The following is a 19329-nucleotide window of genomic DNA, read 5'->3' on the forward strand; positions in this document are numbered from 1 at the left end:
ACCCAGCGCCCCGCAGGGGCGCGGAGAAGCTGACGTGAAGCCCTAGCGCCCGAGCGTCACGCGGACGATCTCGGCGATGCGCGGCGGCACGGTCTCGTCCTGCAGCGACGTCGTGTCGCCGAGCGGACGCCCGTCGACGAGGTCAACGAGCAGCCGTCGCATGATCTTGCCGCTGCGCGTCTTCGGCAGGTCCGGCACGGTGAACACGTACGTCGGCTGCGCGACCGGGCCGATCGTGGTGCGCACGTGCTGGCGCAGCTCCGCGGCATCCTCGGCGTTCGTGACGAATGCGGCGATCGCCTGCCCGGTCAGGTCGTCCGCGACGCCCACGACGGCGGCCTCGCCGACACTCGGATGCGCGACGAGGGCCGATTCGATCTCGATCGTCGACAGCCGGTGTCCCGAGACGTTGATCACGTCGTCGACGCGCCCGAGCACCCACAGGTCGCCGTCGTCGTCGAGCTTGGCCCCGTCGCCGGCGAGGAAGTATCCCTGTTGGGCGAAGCGCCGCCAGTACGAGTCCCGGTAGCGCTCGGGGTTGCCCCAGACCGTCCGCGACATGCCCGGCCACGTTCCGTCGACGACGAGCAGCCCTCCCCCGCCGGGTTCGACATCGACGCCGTCCGCGTCCACGACGCGTACGCGGAGCCCCGGCAGCGCGGTCAGCGCCGAGCCGGGCTTGAGCGTCGAGACGCCCGGGAGCGGCGCGGCGATCGCCGCGCCCGTCTCGGACTGCCACCAGGTGTCCACGATCGGCGTCTCCCCGCGTCCGAGGTGCCGGTGGAACCACACCCACGCCTCGGGGTTGATCGCCTCGCCCACGGTGCCGAGCAGCCGCAGGCGCGACAGGTCGTGCGAGGCCGGCGGGCCGTCCGGGAAGCGGCTCTTCAGCGAACGGATGAGCGTCGGCGCCGTGTAGTAGGTCGTGACGCCGTAGCGCGCGAGGATCTCGAAGTGGCGCTCCCAGGTCGGGGTGTCCGGCGTGCCCTCGTAGAGCACGCTCGTCACGCCGTTCAGCAGCGGCCCGTACGTCTCGTAGCTGTGCGCGGTGACCCACGCGAGGTCCGCCGTGCACCAGTAGACGTCGGTCTCGGGCTTGACGTCGAACACCGCCCAGTACGTCCAGGCGACGTGCGTCAGCCAGCCGCCGGTCGTGTGCACCAGTCCCTTGGGCTTTCCGGTGGTGCCGCTGGTGTAGATGATGAACAGCGGCGTCTCTGCGTCGAAGAACTCGGGTTCGTGCACGTCGGACGCGGCACCCACCGTCTCGTGCCACCAGAGGTCGCGGCCCTCCGTCCACGCGATGTCGGAGCCGGTGCGGCGAACGACGAGGACGTGCTCGATCGAGTCGATGCCCTCGACGGCGGCGTCGGCCTGATGCTTGACCGGCACCGCCTTGCCGCGCCGGTACTGGCCGTCGGTCGTGACGAGCAGCTTCGCGCCGGTGTCCTCGACGCGGAACCGCACGGCCTCGGCCGAGAAGCCGCCGAACACGAGCGAGTGGATGGCGCCGATGCGGGCCGTCGCGAGCTGGATGATGATCGTCTCGATGAGCACCGGCAGGTAGACCACGACCCGGTCTCCCTTGCCGATGCCGAGATCGAGGAGCGCGTTGGCCGTCTTCGCGACCTCACGCTGCAGCTCGGCGTACGTGATCGTGCGGCGGTCGCCGCTCTCGCCCTCGAAGTGGAACGCGACCCGATCGCCGTGGCCCGCCGCGACGTGCCGGTCGACGGCGTTGACCGAGGCGTTGAGCCTGCCGCCCGCGAACCACTGCGCGGCCGGCACCGAGTCACCGTCCGTCGGCGTCCACGTGTGCGCGGTGTGCCAGGGCTCCGCCCAGTCGAGGATGTCGGCGCGGTGGGTCCAGAACGTCTCCGGATCCTCGCCGGCGCGTTCCACCCACTCGCGCGCGATCCACTCGGGAGTGACATTCGCCTGGGCGGCGAAGGCGGCGGGCGGCGGGAAGGTTCGCCGTTCGTCGGCGAGGCTGCGGATGGTGTCGTCGTGCGCGATGTTCGTGGGCGTGCTCATACTTCTTCCGGTCGGGTCGTGCTTACAGCATCCGTGCTGCTGCGCCGCCACGCCAAAACCGGTGACGACGTGTGACGGGACGCGCGTGACACGATGAGGGGATGAGCGACACGTCCCCTCTGGTCCGGCTGGCCGACGGCACGGTCAAACAAGTGGGCCCGTTGACGGGAACCCGGGTATGGACCGTGCCGGGCCGGGCGGACCGTCCGCTCGGGATGGACCGTGGCGCTCCGCGCCCGCTCGCCGAGGGCGAGGCCACCCGGCTCTGCGCGTTCTGCGAGGATCGGCACCTCGAGACCACGCCCGAGAAGGCGCGTCTCGTGGGTCCGTCGTTCGAGGAGCTCCGCCGCGTGCCGCCGCGTGCCCTCTCCGACACGGTGGCGCGGTTTCGCCGCTTCGGGAACCTGTTCGAGATCGTCTCAGCCGAGTACTGGCGGGAGAACCACGGGTTCCGGCAGCCGCCATCGATCGTCGACTGGGCGCGCGCATACCTGGAGGACCCGGAGGGACGCGCGCATCTCGAGCGGCTGGCCGCGGTGCGCGCGACGGCGTCCGGCGTGCCGCAGAGCCTGGAGGAGCACGCGCTCGACCTGCTCGGCGGCTCGCACGACGTGATCGTGGCGCGCCGTCACGTGGTCGACGGCGCGACGACCGATGACCAGCTCGTCTCGTCGGGAATGCTGACACCCGATGAACACGCGGCGTATCTCGGCTTCAGCGCACGCTCCCTCCGCGAGATCGCGGAGGGACAGCCGCATGCCGCCTACGTCGGGGTGTTCCAGAACTGGCTGCGGCCGGCAGGGGCCTCGTTCGAGCACCTCCACAAACAGCTCGTCGCGATCGATGAGCACGGGCCGCAGGTCGACCGTGAGCTCCGGCTGCTCGCCGGCGATCGCTGGCTGTACCAGCACGCGATCGCCGACGTCGCGGTGCGGGAGGGGCTCGTCGTCGCGGCGAACGACGGCGCCGTCGCGTTCGCGGGTGTGGGACACCGCTACCCCGCGTTCGAGGTGTACTCGACGGCGGAGGCGAACCTGCCGCACGAGCATGCCCCCGAGGGGGTGCGCGCGGTGTCCGACCTCGTGCACGCGCTGCACGCGGCGACCGGCGTGCACGTGCCGACCAACGAGGAGTGGCACTATCGGCCTCCGCGGGCACCGTGGCCGATGCCGTGGCGGATCGTGCTCAAGTGGCGCATCTCGACCCCCGCCGGGTTCGAGGGGGGAACGAAGATCCACGTGAACACGATCGACCCGTGGTCATTGCGGTCCCGGGCCATCGCATCGCTCGAGCGGCTACGCTCCGAGGGGCGGCTGGCCGGCGGCATCAGCATCGGCGAGGAATGCCGACCGGGCGACGCGCGGCTGCGCTACGCCGGGTGAGCGGGCGATCCATGCCGACAACGTGGCTCATGGGCTCATACGCTGTCGTCATGACCGCACACCGCGTGACCGCCCCAGACCTCTCGTCCGGCGAGAAGCCGAAGGGACCGGCATCCTACTTCCCCAGCATCGAGAAGACCTACGGCCGACCCGTGCAGGACTGGCTCGACCTGGCCGTCGATGAGCTCGATGCCGGCAAGCCCCACATGGAAGTCGTCGGCTGGCTGAAGTCCGAGCACGGGCTCGGGCACGGTCACGCGAATGCGATCGTCGCCTACGCGAAGGCGAAGCTCGCCGAATAGGCGTGAAAGGCGCTCGGCCCGTTCGAGGATGCGGTCAGGCACGGGCGCTCCCTCCATCGCGGGACGGATGCGCTTCCCACCCGCGGCGGAAACGCGTCGCATACGCCCTCCGTAGGCTCGAGCCCATGAGCGAACGAAAGCGGAATCCGAACTGGTGGCTTGGTCTCATCGTCGGCGTCTTCGCCCTCGCGGTCGTCGGCCTCATGTGGGAGGAGTGGATACCCGCCGCAATCCTCGCGGTCGGGATCGGGGTCGTCGCGGCCGTCATCTTCCCGAGGCGAACGTCGTAGCTCGTCGCGCACTGCCGCACGCACGTGTGAACAAGACGTGGGTGGACACGACAAGGGTCCTGGCCGCTCGCTCATGTCGAGCGATCCGTCAGGGGCCCTCGAACGTCAGGATTGCCGATCCTGATCAGTGTTCCTAGAAGTCCCAGTCCTCGTCCTCGGTGGCCTCGGCCTTACCGATGACGTACGACGAGCCCGAACCGGAGAAGAAGTCGTGGTTCTCGTCGGCGTTCGGCGAGAGCGCCGAGAGGATCGCCGGGTTCACGTTCGTGACCGTCGCCGGGAACATCGCCTCGAAGCCCAGGTTCATCAGGGCCTTGTTCGCGTTGTAGTGCAGGAACTTCTTGACGTCCTCGGTGAGGCCCACGGCGTCGTAGAGGTCCTGCGTGTACTGCACCTCGTTGTCGTAGAGCTCGTAGAGCAGCGAGAACGTGTAGTCCTTGATCTCGTCGCGCTCGGCCGGCGAGATGAGCTCGAGGCCCTTCTGGAACTTGTACCCGATGTAGTAGCCGTGCACGGCCTCGTCGCGGATGATGAGGCGGATGATGTCGGCCGTGTTGGTGAGCTTGGCCTTCGCCGACCAGTGCAGCGGCAGGTAGAACCCGGAGTAGAAGAGGAACGACTCGAGCAGCGTCGAGGCGACCTTGCGCTTGAGGGGCTCGTCGCCGCGGTAGTAGTCCATGACGATGTGAGCCTTCTTCTGAAGGTTCTCGTTCTCGACCGACCACCGGAACGCGTCGTCGATCTCGGGCGTCGAGGCGAGCGTCGAGAAGATCGACGAGTAGCTTTTCGCGTGCACCGACTCCATGAACGCGATGTTCGTGTACACGGCCTCCTCGTGCGGCGTCAGCGCATCCGGGATCAACGAGACGGCGCCCACCGTGCCCTGGATGGTGTCCAGGAGCGTCAGCCCCGTGAACACCCGCATCGTGAGGGTCTGCTCCTCGGGGGTGAGCGTGTTCCACGACTGGATGTCGTTCGACAGCGGCACCTTCTCGGGCAGCCAGAAGTTGTTCACGAGGCGGTTCCACACCTCGAGGTCCTTGTCGTCCTGGATGCGGTTCCAGTTGATCGCCTGGACGGCGGTCAACAGCTTCAGCTTCTCGGTCATCTCTTCCTTCTCACGTTCTTCGTCACGTCTCGCTGCGTTCGCTCGACGACCGGGGTCAGAGCATGCAGCTGACGCACTCCGACATGTCGGTGCCCTCGAGCGCCATCTGACGCAGACGGATGTAGTAGATCGTCTTGATGCCCTTGCGCCAGGCGTGGATCTGCGCCTTGTTGATGTCGCGCGTGGTCGCGGTGTCCTTGAAGAACAGCGTGAGCGACAGTCCCTGGTCCACGTGCTGCGTGGCCGCGGCGTACGTGTCGATGACCTTCTCGTAGCCGATCTCGTAGGCGTCCTGGTAGTACTCCAGGTTGTCGTTCGTCATGAACGGCGCCGGGTAGTACACACGGCCGAGCTTGCCTTCCTTGCGGATCTCGATCTTCGAGGCGATCGGGTGGATGGAGCTCGTCGAGTTGTTGATGTACGAGATCGATCCGGTGGGCGGCACGGCCTGCAGGTTCTGGTTGTAGATGCCGTGCCTCTGGATCGAGTCCTTGAGCGCGGCCCAGTCGGCCTGGGTGGGGATGTCGATGCCGGTGAAGAGCTCCTTGACCTTCTCGGTCTCGGGAACCCACGACCGCTCGATGTACTTGTCGAAGAACTCCCCCGACGCGTAGGTCGAGTTGGCGAAGCCGTCGAAGGCCGAGCCGCGCTCGATGGCGAGGTTGTTCGAGGCGCGGAGGGCGTGGAACAGCACCGTGTAGAAGTAGATGTTCGTGAAGTCGAGACCTTCCGGCGAGCCGTAGTGCACGTGCTCGCGCGCCAGGTATCCGTGCAGGTTCATCTGTCCGAGACCGATCGCGTGCGAACGGTCGTTGCCGTCCTCGATCGAGCGCACCGAGGCGATGTGGCTCTGGTCGCTGACGGCGGTGAGCGCCCGGATGGCGGTCTCCACGGTCTGCGCGAGGTTCTGGCCGTCCATCGCCAGCGCGATGTTCATCGACCCGAGGTTGCACGAGATGTCCTTGCCGATCTCGGCGTAGGAGAGGTCCTCGTTGTAGGTGGTCGGGGTGTTCACCTGCAGGATCTCGCTGCAGAGGTTCGACATGTTGATCCGGCCCTTGATCGGGTTGGCGTTGTTCACCGTGTCCTCGAACATGATGTACGGGTAGCCCGACTCGAACTGGATCTCGGCGAGGGTCTGGAAGAACTCGCGGGCGTTGATCTTCGTCTTCTTGATGCGCGCGTCGTCGACCATCTCGCGGTACTTCTCGGTGACCGAGATGTCGCCGAACGGCACGCCGTAGACCCGCTCGACGTCGTACGGCGAGAAGAGGTACATGTCCTCGCCGTTCTTGGCGAGCTCGAACGTGATGTCGGGGATCACGACGCCGAGCGAGAGCGTCTTGATGCGGATCTTCTCGTCCGCGTTCTCGCGCTTGGTGTCGAGGAACTTCATGATGTCGGGGTGGTGTGCGGAGAGGTAGACCGCGCCCGCGCCCTGACGGGCACCGAGCTGGTTCGCGTAGCTGAAGCTGTCTTCGAGCAGCTTCATGACGGGGATGATGCCGCTCGACTGGTTCTCGATCTGCTTGATGGGCGCCCCCGACTCGCGGATGTTCGACAGGAGCAGCGCCACGCCGCCGCCCCGCTTGGAGAGCTGCAGGGCGGAGTTGATGCCGCGCGCGATCGACTCCATGTTGTCCTCGATGCGCAGCAGGAAGCACGAGACGAGTTCGCCGCGCTGGGCCTTGCCGGTGTTGAGGAACGTCGGGGTGGCCGGCTGGAAGCGGCCCGAGATGATCTCGTCGACCAGCTGGAGCGCGAGCGCCTGGTCGCCGTCGGCGAGCCCGAGCGCGGTCATCACGACACGATCCTCGAAACGCTCGAGGTAGCGCTTGCCGTCGAAGGTCTTGAGCGTGTAGCTCGTGTAGTACTTGAACGCGCCGAGGAAGGTCTCGAAGCGGAACTTCTTGCCGTAGGCGAAGTCGTTGATCTGCTGGATGAACTCGATCGGGTACTTCGCGAGCACGCCGGGCTCGTAGTACTCCTTCTCGACGAGGTAGTCGAGGCGCTCCTGCAGCGAGTGGAAGAACACCGTGTTCTGGTTCACGTGCTGCAGGAAGTACTCCCGCGCGGCGCGCTTGTCGGCGTCGAACTGGATCTGACCGTTCGCGTCGTAGAGGTTCAGCATCGCGTTCAGGGCGTGGTAGTCGAGCCCCTCGAAACGCTCGTCGGACTTGAACCCCGTGTCCTTCAGTACTGCTTCCACCATCGTTCCAATCCTTCGCTGATGCGTTCGACGTCTTCTGGCGTGCCGAAAAGTTCGAGCCGGTACAGGTGCGGCACACGGCACTTGCGGCTGACGATGTCTCCGGCGAGGCAGTATGCCTCGCCGAAGTTGGTGTTCCCGGCGGAGATGACTCCCCGGATGAGGCGCCGGTTGTCCTCGCCGTTGAGGAACCGGATCACCTGCTTCGGAACCGCGCCCTTCTCCTCGCCTCGTCCTTGACCTCCCCCATAGGTGGGGGTGACCAGGACGTACGGCTCATCGATGACGGGCATCGACTCGGTCGGGCGGAGCGGGATCCGTATCGCCCGCATCCCGAGCTTCTCGATGAAATGCGCCGTGTTGCCCGACACGCTCGAGAAGTACACCAGGAGCGGCGCGGCGGGGCGGTCGCTCCGACCGGAGGAGGCAACCGCGCCGATCTGATCTGCGACAGCGGTTGCCATCGGTCAGACCAGGCGAGAGGCCAGCTCGTCGATCTTGTCAGGGCGGAAGCCGGACCAGTGGTCCTCGTCCGTGATCACGACGGGCGCCTGCAGGTAGCCGAGGGCCTTGACCTGCTCGAGCGCGTCGGCGTCCTGCGACAGGTCCAGGACGTCGTATTCGATGCCCTTGGAGTCCAGCGCGCGGTAGGTGGCGGTGCACTGCACGCAGGAAGGCTTGGTGTAGACGGTGATTGCCATGTTGACCGCTCTTCTCCCCTCAAATCGGTTGGATTCCCGGCTGTGGTGCCGCCGGGACCTTAATACTACATATGGGTACGGACATCAGGAAGCACCACAAGGGGTAGTAGTTACATCCGTGTGATTTTCCACCGTTGTCCCCATGTACAACACAGGTTCTCCACCGTTTCATCCACAGGTCGCGGCGTGTTCCCCAACCTGAAAAAAGCCTGGATCGCGGGCGATTCGCGCCATGGCCGGCGAGTCATCCACAGGCGCCACGGTAGACGGGGGTTCCGACACGCCGATTCCGGCCGTGCACGACCCGACGGCGTGTCGCGGACTCCTGCACCCGCGACCGCCACCGCACCACACTGCCGCGATACCGTTGACCGGTGGCGGGCTATCGGGACCTCTTACGCACTCCGGGAGTCGGGCGCATCATCGCCGCACAGCTGACGGCTCGCTTCCCCAACGGCATGACGAGCCTCGCCGTCCTGCTCCACATCGAGCACGTCACGGGCTCGTACGGCGCCGCCGGCCTCGTGCTCGCCGCGACATCGGTCGGCCAGGCGATCGCGGGCCCCGTGACCAGTCGATGGATGGGCCTGTGGGGGATGCGAAAGGTCATCTCCCTCACGATGGTCGTCTGCGCGATCGCCATCACCACGATGGCCCTCGTCGACATGGTCCTCCCCGCCTACATCGCGCTCGGTCTCATCGCGGGACTGTCCACGCCGCCCATCCAGTCGGCCGCACGCACGATCTACCCCAAGCTCGTCAACTCGCGCCAGCTCGCCCCTCTCTACTCGCTGGACGCATCGTTGCAGGAGATCATCTGGATCCTCGCTCCCGTCGTCATCACGTTCGTCGCGACGCAGGTCGGCACGTGGGAGGCGCTGATCCTCATCGTCGTGATCCTGATCGTCGGCGGCACCTGGTTCGTGGCCTCCCCCGAGGTCGGGCGCGTCCGCATCCCGCGCAGCAAGCGCCGCTTCGGCAAGGTGCTCGCCCGCCCCGCCGTGCTCCTGGCCACGATCGTCGGCTTCCTCCTCATCGGCGCATGCTCCGCGGTGGAGGCCGGCGTCGTGGCGACATTCGGTCACGGCGGGCTGGAGGCAGGACTCGTCCTGGCCGTCTTCTCCGTCGGCAGCCTCGCCGGCGGCCTGTCGTTCGGCCACATCCCGATCGGCCCGTGGGCGATGGCCCGACGGATGGGGATCGTCGCGGTCGGCCTCACGCTGACGATCGCATCCCTCGACGTGTGGTGGCTGAGCGGCACCCTCTTCTTCGCGGGCATCGGCATCGCCCCGGCACTCGCGGTGCTGTTCGCCATGACCTCGGCCAGCGTCAAGTTCAGCGATACCGCGGAGGCGTACGGCTGGATCGGCACGGGGCAGCTCATCGGCGCCGCGGCCGGATCCGCGGTGGCCGGCTTCCTCATCGACGGCGTCGGGCCGCAGGGCGCCTACGTCGCCGCCGCGATCTTCGCCGCGGCCGGCGCCCTCGTCGCCGTCGCCTGCGTGCGGGCGTTCCCCGATCTCCGGCACCGCGACCCGAGCCCCCTCCCCGACACGGAGCCCACGCCCGTCATCACCTGATGCGAGAGACTCCCCCACCGATACCCGGAAGGGACCGCGAGACTGCACCGACGCGCCGAGACTGTGGGGTTGCCCCGCTGTCTCGGCGCCACACTGCAGTCTCGCGCGGGACAGGGTTGAACACCCCCTTACGGACACGAGAAATCTGCCCCGCCTCCTCTGGAGGCGTCACGGAGGGCAATACGGCGGACCTCGGCGTCGGCGTTCGGCTCTACGCTCGACGTATGCCCGCATCCGTCGTCCTCCCCCGGCTCGCCTGGGGCGATCCCGCAGCCGACAGACACGCCCTGCTGCTCCACGGACTCGGCTCCTCCGGCGCGCTCATGTGGCGCTTCGGCATCGCTCTCGCCGATGCCGGGTGGTACGCCGTGGCCGTCGACCTCCGCGGGCACGGCTCGGCCCCGCGCGCACTCGACTACTCGATCCCCGCCTACGCCGCCGACGCGGCCGCCACCGTTCCCGCGCACCGCGGGGCCTGGGATCTCGTGCTCGGCCACTCCCTCGGCGGCGCCGCGGCGACGCTCGCGGCCGCCGATCGACCGGACTGGGCACGGCGACTGGTGCTCGTCGACCCCGCCCTCCACCTCCTGCCCGCCGATCGCGAGATCGTCCGCACCAGCCAGGAGTCCTCGTTCGCCGACCCCTCGATCGAGGCGGTACGCGACCAGCATCCGCACTGGCATCCGCAGGACGTCGAGCTGAAGGCCATCGCGGCCCAGCAGGCGAGCCGGTGGGCCGTCGAGCAGACCAGCAGCCAGAACCCGGACTGGGATGTCCGGGACGCCGCGGCACGACTCGCCCTGCCCACGCACGTGATCGGATCCGACCCCGACGTCTACAGCCTGTTCACCGGCGACACCGCCGTCGACGTGCTCGCCGCGAACCCGCGCATCACGATGTCGGTCGTCGCCGGCGCCGGGCACTCGCCGCACCGCGACCGCCCAGACGCGACCGTGGCGGTGCTCCTCGGGACGCTGTCATGACCTTCGAGGTGGAGCAGTACCTTCCCGATGCGCTCCTCGAGAGGATCCGCGGGCGCGCGGCGGACGTCGACCGCGACAACGCGTTCCCGCACGACGACCTCGACGATCTGCGCGCAGCCGGGTACCTCTCGATCCTCGTCCCGGCCGACCGCGGCGGCAGCGGGCTGAGCCTCGCCCAGGCCTCGCAGCTGCAGCAGCGCCTCGCGACCGCCTCTCCCGCGACGGCGCTCGCGGTCAACATGCATCTCGTGTGGACCGGTGTCGCCAAGGTGCTGCGCGATCGCGGGATCGACGACCTCGCCTTCGTACAGACCGGGGCCGCCGCGGGCGAGATCTTCGCATTCGGCATCAGCGAGGCCGGCAACGACCTCGTGCTCTTCGGCAGCGACACGGATGCGGCGCCCCGCGCCGACGGCTCGTACGCGTTCACCGGCACCAAGATCTTCACCTCGCTCGCGCCGGTGTGGACACAGCTCGGACTCCACGGGCTCGACACCGCGTCGCCCGATGGCCCGCGCATGGTCTACGGGTTCGTGCCGCGCAGCGACGCGGTCCTCACGCGGGACGACTGGGACACCGTCGGCATGCGCGGCACGCAGTCGCGCACGACCGAGCTCCACGGCGCCGTGGCGCCGGCGGATCGCGTCGTGCGCCGCATAGCGCCGGGGCCGAGCCCCGATCCGATCGTCTTCGGAATCTTCAGCGTGTTCGAGATCCTGCTCGCCTCGGTGTACACCGGTGTCGCCCGCCGCGCCCTCGATCTCGCCGTCGAGGCCGCGAGGTCGCGTCGTTCGAAGAGGACCGGTGCCGCCTACAGCCAGGATGCCGACATCCGCTGGCGTATCGCGGACATCGTGCTGGCCTACGACGCCCTGGGCCCGCAGCTGGCCGCTCTGGCCGACGACGTCGATGCGCAGACCGACCACGGCGGACGCTGGTTCTCCTTGCTCTCCGGCCTCAAGCATCGCGCGACCACGACCGCCAAGCGGATCGTGGACGAGGCGATCCTCGTGGCCGGCGGCTCCGCATACTTCGCCGACCACGAGCTCGGTCGCCTCTACCGCGACGTGCTGGCCGGCCTCTTCCACCCCTCCGATCCGGAGTCGGCGCACGCGGCAGCGGCGACCGCCTGGCTCGGCCCCCTCGAGAACTAGGAGTCGCACATGACCGCGATCGCATCGGTGCAGCTCGGCGACGGCCTCGTCGTGAGCGCGCTCGGCTACGGCGGAATGAGCCTCAGCGACGTCTACGGCGCGGTGGATGACGATACCGCCCTGGCGACGCTGACCCACGCCGTCGACAACGGCCTGACCTTCGTCGACACCGCCAACATCTACGGGGCCGGCCGCAGCGAGCGGATCATCTCACGCCTGACCGCCGCCCGCCGCGACGACATCGTGCTCGCGACGAAGTTCGGCATCGACGGCGGCCGGATCGGTCAGCGCGGGATCCGCGGGGATGCGGCGTACGTGAACGACCAGATCGACCGGAGCCTGCAGCGCCTGGGCACCGACCACGTCGACCTCTACTACCAGCACCGGGTCGACCCGGACGTCCCGATCGAGGAGACGGTCGGCGCGATGGCGGATCTCGTCGCCGCAGGCAAGGTGCGCCACCTCGGACTCTCCGAGGCGACGGCCGACGAGCTGCGGCGCGCGCACGCGGTTCACCCGATCGCGGCCGTGCAGACCGAGTGGAGCGTCGTCAGCCGCGACGTCGAGCTCTCGGTCGTCCCGGCCGCCGTCGAGCTGGGCGTCGGGTTCGTGCCGTACTCGCCGCTCAGTCGCGCCTGGCTCGCCGACGGGTTCTCGGCCGATCAGATCGGCGAGGGCGACGGCCGGCCCAAGTTCCCGCGCTTCACCCCGGAGAACCTGGCGACGAACGCGCCGCTGCGCGACGAGTACCTCGCCCTCGCGGCCGATCAGGATCTCACCGGCGCCCAGCTCGCGCTCGCCTGGCTCTACACGCGCGCCGACGCGCTCGGCATCCCCATCGCGCCGATCCCGGGTTCCCGGTTCGCCGTGCACGTCGACGAATGGCTGCCCGCCGTGCCCGTCCGCCTCGATGCGGCGGCCATGATTGCGCTCGACGGCTTCGCCGACCGGATCGCCGGCAACCGCAGCTTCGACGTCAACTGGACAAGTCAGCGCGGGGACGTCGCCGCCTGACGGCGGAGGCCGTCACTTGCCGGTGAAGTCGAACGCCTTCAACAGCTCGGCGACCGCCTGGTCCCGGTCGTCTCCGCCCGCCTCGAACATGTGGGTGACGTGCGTGCGCAGATGGTTCTCCAGCAGCAGGCGGTTCAGGGACTCGAGCGAGCGCTGGATCGCACGGGACTGCGTGATGATGTCCATGCAGTAGTCCTCGGACTCGATCATCTTCGACAGGCCTCGCAGCTGACCCTCCAGGATGCTGGTGCGATGCAGAGCACGCTTCTTGATGTCATCGATCACGCGTTCAGAGTACGCCGTGCGAGGATGGCGGGATGGCTCGCACCCCGCTCGCTCTGCTGAGCCCCGCCGACCAGGAGCGCCTGCGCGGGCTCCGGCTGATGAAGGGCATCGCCCTCGGCGCGCTCGTCTTCCTCGCGATCGTCTTCGTGATCGCCTTCGCGCTGCAGGCGCGGTATCCGTGGCTCGCCTATGTGCGCGCCGCCGCCGAGGGCGGCATGGTCGGCGCCCTCGCGGACTGGTTCGCGGTGACCGCACTGTTCCGCCGGCCGCTCGGTCTCCCGATCCCGCACACCGCCATCATCCCGACCCGCAAGGACGAGATCGGCCGGACGCTCGGCGAGTTCGTGGAGACCAACTTCCTCTCCGGCGACATCATCCGCACGAAGCTCTCCGCGACCCCGATCGCCGCGCGACTGGGCGAGTGGCTGCGCGACCCGCAGCACGCCGACCGCGTCGCCGCGGAGGGCGCGACGATGGCGGCCGGCGTGCTCGAGGCGCTGAGCGACGACGACGTGCAGGAGGTGCTGGCCGATCTCGCGCGCGAGCACCTGATCGTGCCGGAGTGGGGTCCCCCGCTGGGCGGATGGCTCGAGCGCCTGGTCGCCTCGGGAGCGCACCACCAGGGGGTGGATCTCGCCGCCGACAGCATCAGCACCTGGCTGGACGCCAACCGCGAGGCCTTCACCGGCCTGCTGTCGCGACGGCTGCCGTCCTGGGCGCCGTCGATGGTGCACAACCTGGTCGACGACGCCGCCTACCACGAGGCCGTGAAGTTCGTCGCCGCGGTGCGGGCCGATCCCGAGCACCCGGCCCGCCTCGCGATCGACGGCTACCTGGACCGGCTCGCCGACAACCTCCAGCACGACCCCGCGACGATCGGAAGGTTCGAGGACGCCAAGGGCACCGTCTTCGACTCTCCGCGCGTGCGGGAGCTCGCCGCCGAGGTGTGGACGACGGCGAAGAACGGCCTGGTCGGCGCACTGCACGACCCCGACAGCGGCCTGCGCCGCCGGGTGGCGAGCGCTCTCGCCGAGATCGGCGATCGCCTCGTGACCGACCCGTCCCTCCAACGCCGCGTCGACGGGTGGGTGACGGATGCCGCCGTGTTCCTCGTCGATCGATACCGCCACGACATCGCCTCGATCATCACCGACACGGTCGAGCGCTGGGACGCCGACGAGACCACCGAGAAGATCGAGCTGATGGTCGGCCGCGACCTGCAGTACATCCGTCTGAACGGAACGGTCGTCGGTTCGCTCGCCGGACTTCTGATCTTCACGATCGCGCACGCGGTTTTCGGGGCGTAGCGCGGTAGCCTGTCGCCGTGGCAGCTCCCGCAGACCAGCTGCTGTTCGCCTACGGCGCGCTGCAGCATCCGGATGTCCAGCTCGACACCTTCGGACGGCTCGTCGAGACGGACGACGATGTCCTGCCCGGCTACGCGCTCCTCTACATCGAGGCGGAGGACACCCGTACCGCCAACCCCTCCGGCACGACGGTGCTCCCGGTGCTGCGCCGCACCGATGGCCCGCGCGACAAGGTCGTGGGCATCGTCCTGTCGCTCACCGCGGACGAGCTCGACGCGGCCGACGAATACCAGATGTCCCTGTACCGCCGCACCCCGGTGACGCTGGCGAGCGGCCGGGCGGCCTGGGTGTACGTGGGCCGACCAGGAAGGACCGGATGATCACCCTCGCGCTCGCACGGCACGCGAAGTCGGACTGGGGCGACCCCAGTCTTCCCGACCACGACCGGCCCCTCAACGACCGCGGCCGACGCGACGCTCCTCGGATGGCGAAGCGGTTGGCCGAACGCGGCTTCCGCCCCGCGCGGATCATCTCGAGCACCGCGACACGTGCCTGCTCGACGGCGTCCGCGTATGCTGCGGAACTCGGCGTCGCAGTAGATCTCGATCGCCGACTGTACGGAGCGGACCCGCAGACCCTGCAGGGCGTCGCCGCCGAGAGCGGCGTCGACAGCGTCCTGCTGGTGGCGCACGATCCGGGGCTCAGCTCGCTCGCGTTCGCCCTGAGCCACGAGATCTCGCACATGCCGACCTGCGCGGTCGCGACCTTCGAGTGGGATGCGGACGACTGGGCCGAAGCCCGTGCCACCGCACCCGCGTCCTGGCGGTTCGACGAACCGCGCTGAACGGCTTCCTCGCATGCCGGTGGGGCCGGGCGGACCTGTGGGGGCGAAAGCCCGGTCTCTGCCCTTCGTCTCGGAGCGTTGCTCCTCGCTCAGGGACCGAGAGCGGAGACTTTCGGGTCAGCTTCTCAGGGCCCCTGCGGGACCATCTGTGGGGTAGCGAAAGCCCGGTCGCTGAGCGAGCGCAGCGAGACGAAGCGGAGGACTTCCAGGTCAGTCGGCGTCGACCTTCGCCACGGTCCCGTCGGTGAGGGCCACCAGCTGATCGAAGGTCAAGGGGAAGACCGTATGCGGCGTCCCGCCCGCTGCCCACAGCTCGGCGTGGAGAGCGAGGTCCTCGTCGACGACCGTCGTGATCTTCGCGGGGTGCCCGGCCGGCGCCACTCCCCCGATGGCCTGACCGGTCGCCGCCCGGACCTGGTCGACACTCGCCCGCGCGATCGAGTCCCGGCCGAGCCGACGGGCGAGTGCGGCCGTGTCCACACGGTGCGCCCCACTCGTCATGACCAGCAGCGGCTCGCCGTCCGACCAGAAGACGAGGCTGTTCGCGATCGCACCGACCTCGACACCGAGAGCGGCGGCCGCGAGGGCGGCGGTGGTCGCGGCATCCGGCAGCGTCCGGATCTCGCCGGGGATCCCGGCTGCTCGGAGGGCGTCGTGGACGAGTCGGCTGCGCGGGTGGAGAGCGTCGGTCACATCCGTCAGCCTAGCCACGGGCGACGATCTCGCCGTGCGGCATCAGGAACCAGCCGTCGGGAGCCGCTGCCCACTCGTGCCACCCGCTCGATATCCGCTCCAGCCCGGTCCGATCGGTGACGCCGAGACCGACGGCATGCTCGGCGAACGACGACTCGAGCGCACGCTCCGCCCACGACTCCCCCCACCAGGCGCGCTCCTCGTCCGACTCGAACAACCAGAGCGACGCACTGGAAGCCACCTCAGCGAACCCGGCCTCCCGTGCCCAGGCCTTGAGCTTGCGGCCCGCGGCCGGGTCCCCCGCGACGAGCCGGTGCACGCGGAGGTAGACGTCATGCCATTCGGCGAGCGCCGGGATGAGCGGATACCAGAGCACGCCCTCGTAGTCGACGTCGCGGGCGGCGACGATACCGCCGCCCGCGACGCGCCGGAACTCGCGCAGCGCGTCGACGGGACGAGCCAGATGCTGCAGCACCTGGTGGGCGTGCACGATGTCGAAGGCTGCATCGGGGTAGTCGAGCGCGTACGCGTCTTCGACCGCGAAGGAGACGTTGGCGACGCCCTCGGATGCGGCGAACTCCGTCGCACGCGCGACGACGTCGGCCGACGCGTCGATGCCGAGAACCGGACCGGGTGCCACTCGACGAGCGATATCGACCGTGATCGTCCCGGGCCCGGCACCCACGTCCAGGACCGCGGAGCCGGGATGCAGCTCCGACACGACGTAGGCTGCGGAGTTCTCGACGGTGCGCCATTCGTGTGCGCGCAGGACGCTCGGGTGGTGTCCGTGGGTGTAGCTGTCGGCCATGGTTCGAGGGTAGATGCCGCGCGCAGTGGCATCGTACGTTGTGACGTCACCGCGCTCTCCCGCACCCGACAGAACGACCGCGGGTCGACGCCCCCACTCTGATCGGGGATTCTTCCCGCCACCCTTCATTACGACAGGGGGACCGAGCACAATGGACGACGGATGCCGCGACTCGGCCGCATCCGTCGATGCACGGCCCACGAGGCCCGCGAAAGAGGTACGCGATGACGCACGCTCAGACCCTGCCCGATTTCACCCACGAGCGCGTGGAGGTGACGACGGGCTCGCGCAGCGGCCTGCTCATCGCCGTGGCGCTTCACTCCTCGACACTCGGTCCCGCCCTGGGCGGCACGCGCCTATGGGCGTACCCGCACTGGAGCGACGCGGTGGGAGACGCGCTTCGGCTGTCCGCCGCGATGACGTTGAAGAACGCGGCCGCCGGACTCGACGCCGGTGGCGGGAAGGCTGTCATCGCCCTTGCGCCGGATGTGATTCTGGACGCCGAGCGCCGACGCGATGCGTTCCTGGACCTCGGGGACTCGGTCGAGTCGTTCGACGGCGCGTACCGCACCGCGGAGGACGTCGGCTCCACGACCGACGACATGCTCACCGTCCGCGAACGCACCGCCCATGTCGTGGGACTCCCTGACAGTGTCGGCGGGTCCGGCGAACCGGCAGGACCGACGAGCATCGGCGTCTACGCGGCGATCGGCGCCACACTCGAACACGTGCACGGCACCGCAGACGTGGCGGGGCGACGCATCACGATCTCCGGCCTCGGACAGGTCGGCGGACGCCTGGCGTCGCGGCTCGCCGCCGCGGGCGCCGAGCTCACCGTCACGGATGTGAATCCCGCCAAGCGTGAACTCGCGGCCCAGCTGGGCGCACGCTGGGCGGAGCCGGGAACGGAGCATCTCGTCGCCGCCGACCTGTTCGTGCCGGCCGGTGTCGGCGGCCTCCTCACCGACGCCGTCATCGAAGAGCTCGACGCCCGGGCCGTGTGCGGTCCGGCCAACAACCCCCTCGCGCAGCGAGCGGGCGCGGAGCGTCTCGCTGCCCGGGGAGTCCTCTACACGCCGGACTTCGTCGCCAACGCCGGCGGTGTGATCCACCTCGACCTCGAGGCGCGCGGTGTGGACCGGACCGAGACGACGCGTCGCATCGCGGCCATCGGCGACACCGTGCGGAATCTCCTGGATGAGGCCGACGCACGCGGCATCACGCCGCTCGCCGCCGCGGAGGCCTTCGCCGCGGAGCGTCTCGGAAAGGCATCGACACGCGCCCCCGCCTGACCGTCAGAACAGGTTCGCCACGGCGACGGACACCGCCATAGCGACGGACAGGAGAGTGACGAGCACGGCCGTCGCACCGAGCAGGGTCCGTTCCCGCCTGCTCTCCTCCGCAGGGGGTCGTGCGCGCTCCCTGCGACGGCGACGCTCCGCGGCGGTTGTCCGTCCCGTGTCGGAGCCTGATCGCGGCCTCCACGTCCGACGCGCGGGACAGCCGGCATCACCGGGCTCGTCGTCCGCCGACGCGTCGGCAGCATCTGGACGCACGTCATCCCCCAACATCCGCACCTCGTGTACTCTACATGCGTATGTAGACATGCGAACGCCGGGCCCATTCCGATGCCACTCGGAAGAGACCGCATCTCCTCGAGGGAGAAAAAGCATGTGTACATGCGAATGTCGCGATGCAGGGTGATCGATGCTGGGAGGATGCCCGATGACTCACTCGCCTGGGACGAGTTCGCCCGAGAACTGGGACTCAACCTGCAGAGGGCTCGCGCTCAGCGAGGCATCAGCCAGGAACGCGCAGCGCACGCGGCGGGCATCTCAACCTTCACGTATCGCAAGCTTGAGAAGGGCGAATCCAATCCCGGAACCCCTGCGAACCCTCGTCTGCGCACGCTGCTCGCGCTCGCGGAGGTTCTCGGCGTCGACGTCGCCGCTCTGCTTCCCGAAGCGCCGCACGGTATCGCCACCGGCCGCTGAGACCTGCACGCGCCGCGGTGTCCGAGGTTCGTGAGTCAATCGACTCGTGCCCACCCCCTCGACCCGGAGTGACGGCATGCATGCAAATAGACCGACGTGGCAGCGCGACGAGTGCCCGCCCTGGTGCGATGGCGATCACCGCGAACAAGACCATGAAGAAGACCACGCCCACAGGTCCACGCGAGCAAGCATTGCAGCGATAGCGCGCACCGTCGCACGATCAGCCTCCGACCTGCCCGTCGACGGCGCAGAAGCGGTCGATCTGGAGGTCGCCGTGTGGCAACGCGACGGATCGCATCAGACATGGGTCTACATCGGCTCGGGTCCCAGCCAGTGCATCGAGATCAGCGTCTCCAGCGCTCGACGTGTCATGTCCGCGCTTTCCGCGCTTCTCGGACCGCCGGCGGTGCCGCCCGAGGATCGCTGACTCGACGCGGCCGGCGCCGGCGCGCGTCAGCGAGAGCACATCGTGCCCAATACAGGAGAACCGGGTACGAACCCCTGTGAAAGAGCGTTCGTGCCGGTAATGCAGAAATGGCCACCCATCGTTGGGTGGCCATTTCTGGTGTGAAAAGAAGTCCGGCGGTGTCCTACTCTCCCACAGGGTCCCCCCTGCAGTACCATCGGCGCTGAGAGGCTTA

General features: G+C 68.8%; 21 protein-coding genes. 13 read left to right on the top strand and 8 right to left on the bottom strand.

Annotated elements, in window-relative coordinates:
• Positions 1 to 42: 42 nt before the first annotated feature.
• Positions 43 to 2034, bottom strand: coding sequence for an acetate--CoA ligase (gene acs / locus GVL03_RS14295; protein WP_159501678.1), 1992 nt, complete (start codon positions 2032 to 2034; stop codon positions 43 to 45).
• Between the two features lie 101 nt (positions 2035 to 2135).
• Here acs and GVL03_RS14300 point away from each other — a divergent pair, with 101 nt between their 5' ends.
• From GVL03_RS14300 to GVL03_RS14310, 3 genes are all read left to right on the top strand, one after another.
• Positions 2136 to 3416: a DUF4921 family protein gene (locus GVL03_RS14300; protein ID WP_159501679.1), complete on the top strand. Its 1281-nt coding sequence runs from the start codon at positions 2136 to 2138 to the stop codon at positions 3414 to 3416.
• 50 nt (positions 3417 to 3466) lie between these two features.
• A complete protein-coding gene (locus GVL03_RS14305; protein WP_159501680.1) occupies positions 3467 to 3718 on the top strand; it encodes a DUF4287 domain-containing protein in 252 nt (83 codons plus the stop codon).
• A gap of 125 nt (positions 3719 to 3843) precedes the next feature.
• Complete coding sequence (locus GVL03_RS14310) at positions 3844 to 4008, top strand: hypothetical protein (protein WP_159501681.1); 165 nt, start codon at positions 3844 to 3846, stop codon at positions 4006 to 4008.
• Positions 4009 to 4141: 133 nt separating this feature from the next.
• Here the strand turns inward: GVL03_RS14310 and nrdF are convergent, their stop codons facing one another.
• From nrdF to nrdH, 4 genes are read right to left on the bottom strand one after another with little or no spacing between them, the layout of a single operon-like run.
• A complete protein-coding gene (nrdF, locus tag GVL03_RS14315) occupies positions 4142 to 5116 on the bottom strand; it encodes a class 1b ribonucleoside-diphosphate reductase subunit beta (protein ID WP_159501682.1) in 975 nt (324 codons plus the stop codon).
• 55 nt (positions 5117 to 5171) lie between these two features.
• The gene (gene nrdE / locus GVL03_RS14320) at positions 5172 to 7328 is read right to left on the bottom strand and encodes a class 1b ribonucleoside-diphosphate reductase subunit alpha (protein ID WP_159501683.1); all 2157 of its coding nucleotides are present in this window, start codon (positions 7326 to 7328) and stop codon (positions 5172 to 5174) included.
• Positions 7310 to 7789 (bottom strand): class Ib ribonucleoside-diphosphate reductase assembly flavoprotein NrdI, encoded by a 480-nt coding sequence (nrdI, locus tag GVL03_RS14325; RefSeq protein ID WP_159501684.1) that lies wholly within the window; start codon positions 7787 to 7789, stop codon positions 7310 to 7312. Before nrdI ends, nrdE begins: the two co-directional genes overlap by 19 nt.
• A 3-nt stretch (positions 7790 to 7792) precedes the next feature.
• Complete coding sequence (gene nrdH, locus GVL03_RS14330; RefSeq protein WP_159501685.1) at positions 7793 to 8026, bottom strand: glutaredoxin-like protein NrdH; 234 nt, start codon at positions 8024 to 8026, stop codon at positions 7793 to 7795.
• Between the two features lie 374 nt (positions 8027 to 8400).
• Here nrdH and GVL03_RS14335 point away from each other — a divergent pair, with 374 nt between their 5' ends.
• The 4 genes from GVL03_RS14335 to GVL03_RS14350 all read left to right on the top strand — a co-directional run bounded on the left by GVL03_RS14335 (position 8401) and on the right by GVL03_RS14350 (position 12757).
• A complete protein-coding gene (locus GVL03_RS14335) occupies positions 8401 to 9606 on the top strand; it encodes an MFS transporter (RefSeq protein ID WP_159501686.1) in 1206 nt (401 codons plus the stop codon).
• 224 nt (positions 9607 to 9830) lie between these two features.
• Complete coding sequence (locus GVL03_RS14340; RefSeq protein WP_159501687.1) at positions 9831 to 10589, top strand: alpha/beta fold hydrolase; 759 nt, start codon at positions 9831 to 9833, stop codon at positions 10587 to 10589.
• On the top strand, positions 10586 to 11743 hold the full coding sequence (locus GVL03_RS14345) for an acyl-CoA dehydrogenase family protein (protein ID WP_159501688.1): 1158 nt from the start codon (positions 10586 to 10588) through the stop codon (positions 11741 to 11743). The genes GVL03_RS14340 and GVL03_RS14345 overlap by 4 nt, the downstream gene beginning before the upstream one ends.
• A gap of 9 nt (positions 11744 to 11752) precedes the next feature.
• Positions 11753 to 12757: an aldo/keto reductase gene (locus tag GVL03_RS14350; protein ID WP_159501689.1), complete on the top strand. Its 1005-nt coding sequence runs from the start codon at positions 11753 to 11755 to the stop codon at positions 12755 to 12757.
• Between the two features lie 12 nt (positions 12758 to 12769).
• On the opposite strand, the gene GVL03_RS14355 is transcribed toward GVL03_RS14350, so the two are convergent.
• A complete protein-coding gene (locus GVL03_RS14355) occupies positions 12770 to 13042 on the bottom strand; it encodes a metal-sensitive transcriptional regulator (protein ID WP_159501690.1) in 273 nt (90 codons plus the stop codon).
• A gap of 32 nt (positions 13043 to 13074) precedes the next feature.
• Between GVL03_RS14355 and GVL03_RS14360 the strand changes: the two genes are divergently transcribed.
• Genes GVL03_RS14360 through GVL03_RS14370 form a run of 3 tightly spaced genes read left to right on the top strand, consistent with a single transcriptional unit; the run spans position 13075 to position 15193 of the window.
• Positions 13075 to 14349, top strand: a complete 1275-nt coding sequence (locus tag GVL03_RS14360; RefSeq protein WP_159501691.1) for a DUF445 domain-containing protein — start codon at positions 13075 to 13077, stop codon at positions 14347 to 14349.
• 17 nt (positions 14350 to 14366) lie between these two features.
• The gene (locus GVL03_RS14365) at positions 14367 to 14729 is read left to right on the top strand and encodes a gamma-glutamylcyclotransferase family protein (protein ID WP_159501692.1); all 363 of its coding nucleotides are present in this window, start codon (positions 14367 to 14369) and stop codon (positions 14727 to 14729) included.
• Positions 14726 to 15193 carry a histidine phosphatase family protein gene (locus GVL03_RS14370; RefSeq protein WP_159501693.1) on the top strand — a complete coding sequence of 156 codons (468 nt, stop codon included), beginning with the start codon at positions 14726 to 14728 and terminating at the stop codon, positions 15191 to 15193. Before GVL03_RS14365 ends, GVL03_RS14370 begins: the two co-directional genes overlap by 4 nt.
• Before the next feature lie 210 nt (positions 15194 to 15403).
• Here the strand turns inward: GVL03_RS14370 and GVL03_RS14375 are convergent, their stop codons facing one another.
• Positions 15404 to 15886 (bottom strand): YbaK/EbsC family protein, encoded by a 483-nt coding sequence (locus tag GVL03_RS14375; RefSeq protein ID WP_159501694.1) that lies wholly within the window; start codon positions 15884 to 15886, stop codon positions 15404 to 15406.
• Positions 15887 to 15896: 10 nt separating this feature from the next.
• Entirely contained in the window at positions 15897 to 16694 is a 798-nt protein-coding gene (locus tag GVL03_RS14380) for a class I SAM-dependent methyltransferase (RefSeq protein WP_159501695.1), read from the bottom strand.
• A gap of 224 nt (positions 16695 to 16918) precedes the next feature.
• Between GVL03_RS14380 and GVL03_RS14385 the strand changes: the two genes are divergently transcribed.
• From GVL03_RS14385 to GVL03_RS14395, 3 genes are all read left to right on the top strand, one after another.
• The gene (locus tag GVL03_RS14385; RefSeq protein WP_159501696.1) at positions 16919 to 17986 is read left to right on the top strand and encodes a Glu/Leu/Phe/Val dehydrogenase family protein; all 1068 of its coding nucleotides are present in this window, start codon (positions 16919 to 16921) and stop codon (positions 17984 to 17986) included.
• Between the two features lie 426 nt (positions 17987 to 18412).
• Positions 18413 to 18688: a helix-turn-helix domain-containing protein gene (locus GVL03_RS14390; RefSeq protein ID WP_159501697.1), complete on the top strand. Its 276-nt coding sequence runs from the start codon at positions 18413 to 18415 to the stop codon at positions 18686 to 18688.
• A 46-nt stretch (positions 18689 to 18734) separates the two neighbouring features.
• Positions 18735 to 19115, top strand: coding sequence for a hypothetical protein (locus tag GVL03_RS14395; protein WP_159501698.1), 381 nt, complete (start codon positions 18735 to 18737; stop codon positions 19113 to 19115).
• Positions 19116 to 19329 lie beyond the last annotated feature (214 nt).

Origin of the sequence: Microbacterium sp. 18062 (assembly GCF_902706225.1) — a bacterium.
Classification (GTDB): Bacteria; Actinomycetota; Actinomycetes; order Actinomycetales; family Microbacteriaceae; genus Microbacterium.